Source organism: Pseudorhodoplanes sp., assembly GCF_035565795.1.
Taxonomy (GTDB): domain Bacteria; phylum Pseudomonadota; class Alphaproteobacteria; order Rhizobiales; family Xanthobacteraceae; genus Pseudorhodoplanes.
This window is the reverse complement of the sequence record NZ_DATMRV010000016.1, coordinates 1-8,274: the sequence shown is the minus strand read 5'-3', so window position 1 is coordinate 8,274 and position 8,274 is coordinate 1. Positions and strand designations below refer to the sequence as shown.

Below are 8,274 nucleotides of genomic sequence, written 5' to 3'. Positions count from 1 at the left end.
CCCGGCGTGGTGAGCAGCATCAGGCCTGCGACCTGCACGCGCGCCGCGGCCGCGAGTGCGATCATCCCGCCTTCGCTGTGCCCGGCGATCAGGACCGACGACACATCCGGCCGCGCGGCGAGACTTTGCACCGCGGCGACCGCGTCGGCGACGAAACTCTCGAACAGCAACTCGTCTTCGCGCGTGACGAGCGCGCGGCTTTCCGCAATGCCGCGCTTGTCGTAGCGCAGCGAGAGGATGCCGCTCTTCGCCAGGCCCGCGGCAAGCAGCTTGTAGCTGTCGGTGAAGAGAGCCGAAGGAGAGCCTGGCCCATTGCCGTTGCGATCGGTCGGACCCGAGCCGGCGAGAATCAGCACTGCGGGGCCGCGCGTATGATTTTGAGGCCTGGCGATCGTGCCCTGCACGCCGCCCACGGACCATGGTTCTTCGATCATCTGTGCGTTTGCCGTATGCGACGCCGCGGCCATGACCAGCCCTGCAAGAAGGCAAGCCGCCAGCGCTAGACGCATCAAAGTCTCCCGACCCTCCGGATCAGCTCAAGGGAATTGACCCGACGTGATCCTGAAATGCCTGACGCTTCTCGATCTCGGCATACCAGCGTTCGAGGTTCGGCATGTTCGGGCGCTCGGGGCAGAGCTGGCGGAAACGATAGGCCATCACGCCGACCGGGATGTCGCCCATCGAGAAGCGATCGCCGGCGACATACGCCGTCCGGCCGAGCTGCGCGTCGAGCATGGCCATTGCGACGGTGGTCTTGCGCTGGGACTCGGCGATCGCCGTCATGTCGCGCTTTTCGGCGGGCGTGCGGATCAGACCCCAGAACGCGTTGAAGATTGCGGGTGCGACGACCGATAGCTGCCAGTCCATCCATTGATTGGCGAGAGCGATCTCCTTCTGGCTGGATGGCTCCAAAGTCCCGGCGCCGTAGATGCGCGCGAGATAGCGCACGATCGCGTTGGATTCCCAGAGGATGAAGTCGCCTTCGACCAGCGTCGGCACGAGGCCGTTCGGATTCATCGCGAGATAGTCGGGCTCCCTGTTCTTGCCGAAGGCGCCGCCGACATCGAGGCGCTCGTGATTGAGGTTCAGTTCGCCCACCGCCCACATCGCCTTCTGCACATTCGACGATGTGTTGCGCCCGTAGATCTTCAGCATGAGATGGATTTCCTGGTGGCTTGATCTGATCGGCACCGTCATGCCCGGCCTTGTGCCGGGCATTCACGTCTTCAGCGGCAGCTCGGGCCATGGCGGCATCGGCCTGCGACGGGGGCGCAAGTCAATCCAGGCGCCGCGCTTCTTCCGCAAGCATGATCGGGATGCCGTCGCGGATCGGATAGGCAAGCTTGGCGCTGCGCGAAATCAGCTCCTGTTTCACCGGATCGTATTCCAGCGCCGCCTTGGTCAGCGGGCAGACCAGAATTTCCAGCAGCTTCGGATCCACCCTGTCGGCGCGGGCCTTGTCGTCGGACATGGTCTTTCTCAGCAAATGACGTGACGTAAGTGTTTGTAGCCCGATTTGGCGGCGATCGCTATCGGACGCGACGGAGCAGCCGCCCGGCGCGAAACGAAATTATTGTAGCGGCGTCTCGCCGTCGGTCCGGTTCTTGGCAAGCTCGATCTCGGTCACGGCAATCAGGATTTCCGCACGCGTCTTCAGGTCCGGAGCTTCCAGCAGCGCCTGCTTCTCCGCAGAACCGTAGGGGGACATCATCGCCAGCGCATTCACCAGCGCCTCGTTCGGGGCATTCTCGATGCCTTCCCAGTCGGCCTTGAGATTATTGGCGGTCAGGAACTCCGAGAGGGCACGAAGCAGCGCCTTGCGGTCGACCTGTTCCTCGCCCTTGCGCGCGACGAAGTCGTCGGCGAACGGAGCATAGGTCACGCGGCACTGGCGATAGAGAGTGCCGACTTCAAGCTCCTCCTCGATCCGGAAGCGCGACACGCCGGTGAGTTGCATCAGATAGCGACCGTCGCCGCTTTCGGCGATCTGGGTGATCCGGCCGACGCAGCCGATCCTGAACAGATTGGGCTTTTCCTCCGGGCCGGGATGCGCGCTGTCCGGCTGGATCATGCCGATCAGGCGATGGCGCGACGCCAGCGCATCGTCGACCATCTCGATATAGCGCGGTTCGAAGATGTTGAGCGGCATCTGGCCGCGCGGCAGCAGCAGGGCGCCCGGCAGCGGAAAGACCGGGATCACCACCGGAAGATCCGCCGGTCCGTGATAGATCGCATTCATGGGCATCGCCGCACTCCGCCCTTAACGCAGTCTCGATCGCTCAAACACATCCCGGTTCGCACGTTTATGCGAACAGGACCGATGACAGACGCTTGCGCCCCTCAAGGGTCGCTTCGTCAGTCGGACCCCAGGCATCGAACAACTGCACGAGCTGCTTGCGGGCGCCATCATCGTTCCATTTGCGATCACGCTTCACGATCTCGATCAACTGCGCGATGGCGCCATTGCGGTCGCCTTTGGCATTCAGCGCGAGCGCGAGATCGAAACGCGCCTGATAATCTTTCGGATCGGCGGCGACCTTGGCCTCGAGATCGCCGACCGGACCAAGATCCTTGGTCTGTTCGCTCAGTTCGATCGCGGCGCGCGCGGCTGCGACCGCGGTGTCGTTGCGCTTCGCTTCGGGAATCATCTCGAGCGTCTTCTTCGCCTGCTCGACATTGCCCGTGCCGACATAGCAGCGGGCGAGCCCGGCCAGCGCCGCGACATTGCTGGAGTCCTGCTGCAGCACCTGCGCATAGAGATCGGCCGCGCCGGCATAGTCCTTTTCGGCCAGAGCCGCATCGGCCGCGGCGAGCGCGTCCTTCTCCTCACCGCCGACGCGATCCTTGATCAGTCGCTCGACGAATTCCGTGATCTGCTTCTCGGGAAGCGCACCGAGGAAGCCGTCGATCGGCTGGCCGTTGACGAAGGCGAGCACGGCCGGGATCGACTGGATACCCATCTGCTGCGCGATCTGCTGGAAGATCGGCGGGTGCTCGTCGATATTCATTTTCACGAGCTTGAGTTTGCCCTTGGCGGCCTTCACCACCTTTTCGAGCACCGGCGTGAGCTGCTTGCAGGGTCCGCACCATGGCGCCCAGAAGTCGACCAGGACCGGGCGGCGCTTGCTCTCCTCGACGACGTCCTTGACGAACGTCTGTGTGGTGGTGTCCGCGATCAAGTCATTCGCGGGCGCGGCGGTCGGCGCCTCGCCAATATTCTGCAGCATTGTCAGCAATCCTTACGGGGTCTGCCTCGGGGTCTTTGACCACCATGTCGGGCTCGAACAGGTCAGCCCATTAAATGGCGAGACAGGGGCCAAATGCAATCCGTTCAGTTCCCGGCGGTGCCGGAGACGGGGCGGATCAGCGGAGTATGCCCGGTCGCGGCCGCGAATGTCAGGAGATGGTCGCGCGCGATCGAGGTTGTCATGGTGTTGACCAGCGGGTGGAAGTTGAGGAGCGGGTGCTCCATCATCGCGGCGTCGAAAACGGGTGTGACGCGGTGGTCCTTGTCGTTAATCAGGGAAAAAGGGGTCACCGAGCCGGGCTCGACACCCAGCGTCTCGCGGAGAAGATCGGCTGACCCGAAGGACAGCCGCCCCGAACCAATAATGCCCGGCACGGCCTTCAGGTTCACCCGTGCGTCCTCGAGCAGCACGATCAGATAGAGCGCGCCGCGGGCGTCCTTCAGGAACAGGTTCTTGCTGTGCCCGCCCGGCACACGGTCGACGACCTCCCGAGACTGTTCCACGGTGAAGAGCGGGGCGTGGGAGACGGTGGGGTGTGGGATTCCGAGGCGATCGAGAAAGGCGAACAGGTCGTCGGGCGTGGCGGGCATGGTTTCAGGTCAGTTCGGGGCGGGCACTGGCTGGCGGCCCCGGAACCGGGCGGTTCGCTGATTTCCGGGGGTGCGTGCCCCGGAATGACGGACCGAAATGATCCGATCAACCCCGCCGTCGATTATTTCCGGGTTGTTGTTGCAATGGCTGGGACCATTTGGCATAGGAAGGCCGCACGGTGGCCGACGCGGCGCCGGGCACTACGGATGCGGGTGTAGCTCAGGGGTAGAGCACGACCTTGCCAAGGTCGGGGTCGAGGGTTCGAATCCCTTCGCCCGCTCCAATTAAATCAAGGGCTTAGCCGTGAGCCCTTTCGGCGCCCGTCGGAATAAGGCGCTGCCATTGACACGCAGCCAAGCCGGAATCCCCTTTTTCGTTAAACGGCGACCCCGCGGACGGCCGGCAGCGTTGGCCCGTACTGTTAACGAGACGGCCCGCCGGCAAGAAAAACGAAAAGCCCGAACAGGGTAAACTTTCTCGCGGGCTAACGAACCACAGCCAGCACGCGCGAACTTGCGTACAGCCAGTATTTGCGACCTACGCTTTGTAAGTTCCGCAGCAATGTTTGAACTTGCGACCGGAGCCGCATGGGCAAACGTCGTTGCGGCCGACGTTCGCGGTGCTGTAACGGAGCCGCGCTAGCCTCTCGGAATTCGATTTCAAAATTTGCGCTCGTCTCGCGAGCTGCATGTTTATGATCGCGTCATTGTCCTTTGTATCCCAGAACTCGCGCGCGCGGAGATCCGCGAGCCTGTTGTTGAGGTAGACGGGATAGAACCAGCCTAGCGTACCGTCTGCGATGCGACTTAAGGTCGTGAGATCGTAAAGATAAAAACCCGCATCTTTCAACACACCGTTTATTTCCTGGAAGTCGTCGATGTCGGCCTCGCAGATGACCGCATGAGTGTTTTCCAGAACCGAACGCGCGCCGATAAGGGCGGACTTTTCCGCGCCCTGCACATCCAGCTTCAGAAGATATGGTGGCTTCAACAAGAGCTCCTCGGCGAGAGTGTCGAGCGTGGTAGCGGCAACCTTCGACTTGTCCTTGATCAAATCATTGATTCTCGACCAGTAAGGATCGCCCTCGGGTCGGATCGACGACCAATAAGGATGCGCGGACTCCGTGATCTCGATTTCACCGACGAAATCCGTGATGGCGCAGATACGATAGTTCCCGCCCACGGCATCCTTGATGGCCTGGAGTGACGGTTCGTACAGACGATTTGCGTCGATGTTGAGCGGGGTTGCGTCCGGAAAAAAAGGCATCGCATCGAGAAAAAACTGCCCGTCGGCGCAGCCGACATCGATGACCGTTGAGTACCGAACTTCTTTCTTGAATAGTCTTTCAAGCGTCGCGGAGATGGTACCTGGAGCGGCTGTCAACATGCGTGCCCGAACTATAAGACCATTTCTTCAATGTTCAGCTTGCCATTCCATCGTCATGTCTTCAACAGGCAACTGTCTGCGCCTCCTGACCTGCGCTATCACCACATCAAACTGCCGAAAAAAGATTTCTACGTTTACACCGGTGCGACCGGTGCCGTTGGCGGCGGCGTGGCCGCCCCCCTGCACAACCCCGGCCAGATTGAGGTCGCGCTCGTGTGGCGCGGGGGTCGGAAACTCATCGTCCCGACGAATTGAGCGCATCGCCTACCTAGCGGCTCGCGCGGCAGGCCGAGGCATACCCGGTTCCATAACCCGGCCTGCGCGGCTATGCTGTGACCAAGTGCGATGTCGGGTTGGAACGGAGAAGACCCGTGCGGTCCGCACCCTGCGCTGCTGCAGCACTTTCACAACGGATGAGGCGTCGCGATTTCATCGCGCTCGCCGGAAGCGTTGCAGCCTTGACCATTCCGGCCGGCGCACAGGCGAGTCCGGTGATCGGCTATCTCGGCTCCGAGACGCCCGAGCGCTACAGCAGCCGTCTTGCGGCGTTTCGTGAAGGCCTTGCGCAACTCGGCTATGTCGAGGGACGTACCGTCAACATCGAATTCCGATGGGGCGAGGGCCGCTACAACGATCTGCCGGCGCTCGCAAAGGAGCTCGCGGCTCGCAACGTGACGGTGATCGTGGCGGCCGGCGGTGCGGAAGTCGCGCTTGCGGCGAAATCGGCGACCACGAAAATTCCGGTCGTGTTCGAGATGGGCGGCGATCCGGTTGCGCTTCGTGTCGTCGACAGTCTGTCGCGACCGGGCGGCAATCTCACCGGCGTATCGAGCCTGAGCGTCGAGGTGTCGCGAAAGCGCCTGGAATTCCTGCAGGAGGTTCGTGCGGGCAGGAACGTGTTCGCGGTCGCGATCAATCCAACCAGCCCGACGTCGGGTTCGCAGTTGAAAAATCTCTACGCCGCCGCGGACAGCCTCGGACTGGAGCTGATTGTTCTGAAAGCGCACAGCGAAGAGGAATTCAACGGCATGTTCACCGCAGTGACCGAGATGCGCGCCGGCGGACTCGTCTTCAGCTCGGACCCTTATTTCGCCTATCGCAGCCCGCAGCTTGCCGCGCTTGCCGTCAGGCACGCCGTGCCCGCGATAACCCAGTCCCGCGATTTTCCGATCGCCGGTGGTTTGATGAGTTATGGCGGCGATTTCAATCAGTCGCATCGCCAGAGCGGAATCTATGCCGGCCGGGTCCTCAAGGGCGAAAAGACATCGGACATGCCTGTGCAACACGTGACCAAGGTCGAGCTGTATATCAATCTGAAGGCCGCGGCCCAGCTCGGAGTGTCGTTTCCACCGTCGCTTCTGACCAGTGCCGATGGAGTGATCGAGTGACGGGTGCAAACGGTCATGGCGTGAGTTGAGGCAGTGGCCAATTCTCACGCCGCTCCGAGAGCTTCGCTGTTCAGGAAATATTTTCGCGCGCTGTTTGCGGCGGTGGTGGTTCCGCTTCTGATCGCCGGCGGTATCGAGGCCTGGTTCGGCTATCACGATCAGCGCGCGCGCCTGAACGATCTCCTGGACGCGGAGGCGCGCATGGCCGCCGTGAAGATCCAGGACTTCATCGAGGGGATCCGCGACCAGCTCGGCTGGACAGTCTTGTTGCCGTGGTCGGAGAACACCAGCGACCGGCGCAGGCTCGATACGTCGCGTCTACTCCGCCAGGTTCCGGCGATTGAAAGTCTCACATTGGTCGATCCGGACGGGATCGAACGTCTGTTCGTGTCGCGCATCGGCCTGAACCGCATCGACAGCGGCAGGGACCTGTCCTTCACGCCCGCGGTGATCGGCGCGCGGTCGCAGGGCGTGTGGTTCGGTCCCGTCACGTTCCACGGTGGCTCCGAACCGTTCCTGACCATGGCGGTGAGCGGCAATCGTTCCGCGGTCGGTGTCGCGGTGGCCGACGTCAATCTCAAGTTCATCCGCGACGTCATCTCCGAAATTCGGGTGGGGGAAACCGGCGAGGCCTTCGTGCTGGATTGGCCGGGGCGCCTGATCGCGCATCCGGATATCAATCTCGTGCTGCGTGCAGACCAGGCAGCGCAACAGCCGCTTCAGGAATTGCGCGAAGCGATCCGCGCGCAGCCGGGGCAAGCGACGGCGGGTCGCGATATCTCCGGACGATCGGTCCTGGCCGCAATGGCGCAGATTCCCGGCGTCGATTGGAGCATCATCGTCAAGCAGCCGCTCGCCGAGGCTTTTGGTCCGATCTATGCCGCGTTATGGCGCACCGGGATCGTGCTCATTGCCGGTGCAATCCTTGCGGCCGCGCTCGCCTATTGGCTGACCCAGCGGATGGTCGGGCCCATCCGTGTCCTGGAAGACGGCGTCGCGCGCATCGGGGCCGGGCAGTTCGATCACCGGATCAATCTGACGACGAGCGACGAGTTCGAGCATCTCGCGACGCGCTTCAACGAAATGGCGGGCGAACTGTCGGTGTCGCAGGAGCGTTCCGAACGCATCGGCCGGCTGAGGCGCTTTCTCGCGCCGCAGGTCGCCGAACTGGTCGACCGCACCGGCGAGAACGGGCTCCTCGATGCCCGGCGCGTCGAAGTCGTTGCCGTGTTCTGCGATTTGCGGAATTTCACGGCGTTCTCGGCAAACGCCAATCCCGAAAGCGTCATGGGCGTTCTCGACGAATATTACGATGCGCTCGAGCGTGTGGTCGGCGCGCATGAAGCGACCTTGATCAGCTTCTCCGGCGACGGTGCGATGGTGCTGGTCAATGCGCCCGTGCCCTGTCCGGATCCTGCGCTGCGCGCTGTCAACATGGCGTGCGACATGCAGCGCAGCGTGCAGACGCTGCTCGTGAGATGGCGTGCGCTCGACCAGCGGCTCGGTTTCGGTGTGGGACTTGCGATGGGGCCTGCCACTGTCGGGCGCATCGGCTCCGAAGGGCGGCTTCACTACAATGCCATCGGCAATGTCGTGAATCTCGCGTCGCGGCTGTGTTCAAGTGCGGAAAATTCGGAGGTGCTGGTCGATAGCGTTGCAGC

9 protein-coding genes, 1 tRNA gene and 1 pseudogene are annotated in these 8,274 nt (G+C 62.5%); 4 read left to right on the top strand and 7 right to left on the bottom strand.

Annotated features, from left to right (window positions below):
- The 6 genes and pseudogenes from VNZ93_RS01405 to VNZ93_RS01380 form a co-directional block, all read right to left on the bottom strand.
- Positions 1-509, bottom strand: a 509-nt coding sequence (locus tag VNZ93_RS01405; RefSeq protein WP_325698997.1) for an alpha/beta hydrolase, incomplete at its 3' end; no start/stop codon positions are given.
- 22 nt (positions 510-531) lie between these two features.
- Entirely contained in the window at positions 532-1,218 is a 687-nt protein-coding gene (locus VNZ93_RS01400) for a glutathione S-transferase (protein WP_325698994.1), read from the bottom strand.
- A 58-nt stretch (positions 1,219-1,276) separates the two neighbouring features.
- A pseudogene (locus VNZ93_RS01395) lies at positions 1,277-1,476 on the bottom strand (Trm112 family protein); the annotation flags it as partial.
- Between the two features lie 94 nt (positions 1,477-1,570).
- Positions 1,571-2,245, bottom strand: a complete 675-nt coding sequence (locus VNZ93_RS01390) for an LON peptidase substrate-binding domain-containing protein (protein WP_325698988.1) — start codon at positions 2,243-2,245, stop codon at positions 1,571-1,573.
- 58 nt (positions 2,246-2,303) lie between these two features.
- Positions 2,304-3,227, bottom strand: a complete 924-nt coding sequence (trxA, locus tag VNZ93_RS01385; protein WP_325698985.1) for a thioredoxin — start codon at positions 3,225-3,227, stop codon at positions 2,304-2,306.
- Positions 3,228-3,331: 104 nt separating this feature from the next.
- Entirely contained in the window at positions 3,332-3,838 is a 507-nt protein-coding gene (locus VNZ93_RS01380) for a prolyl-tRNA synthetase associated domain-containing protein (RefSeq protein WP_325698982.1), read from the bottom strand.
- Positions 3,839-4,047: 209 nt separating this feature from the next.
- On the opposite strand from VNZ93_RS01380, the gene VNZ93_RS01375 reads away from it, so the two are divergent.
- Positions 4,048-4,122 (top strand) — tRNA-Gly (locus VNZ93_RS01375).
- A 254-nt stretch (positions 4,123-4,376) separates the two neighbouring features.
- Here VNZ93_RS01375 and VNZ93_RS01370 read toward each other — a convergent pair.
- Complete coding sequence (locus VNZ93_RS01370; protein WP_325698979.1) at positions 4,377-5,225, bottom strand: FkbM family methyltransferase; 849 nt, start codon at positions 5,223-5,225, stop codon at positions 4,377-4,379.
- 30 nt (positions 5,226-5,255) lie between these two features.
- Between VNZ93_RS01370 and VNZ93_RS01365 the strand changes: the two genes are divergently transcribed.
- From VNZ93_RS01365 to VNZ93_RS01355, 3 genes are all read left to right on the top strand, one after another.
- Positions 5,256-5,480, top strand: coding sequence for a hypothetical protein (locus tag VNZ93_RS01365; RefSeq protein WP_325698976.1), 225 nt, complete (start codon positions 5,256-5,258; stop codon positions 5,478-5,480).
- 158 nt (positions 5,481-5,638) lie between these two features.
- Positions 5,639-6,613: an ABC transporter substrate-binding protein gene (locus tag VNZ93_RS01360; protein ID WP_325698974.1), complete on the top strand. Its 975-nt coding sequence runs from the start codon at positions 5,639-5,641 to the stop codon at positions 6,611-6,613.
- A 33-nt stretch (positions 6,614-6,646) separates the two neighbouring features.
- Positions 6,647-8,274, top strand: a 1,628-nt coding sequence (locus VNZ93_RS01355) for a cache domain-containing protein (RefSeq protein ID WP_325698972.1), incomplete at its 3' end; no start/stop codon positions are given.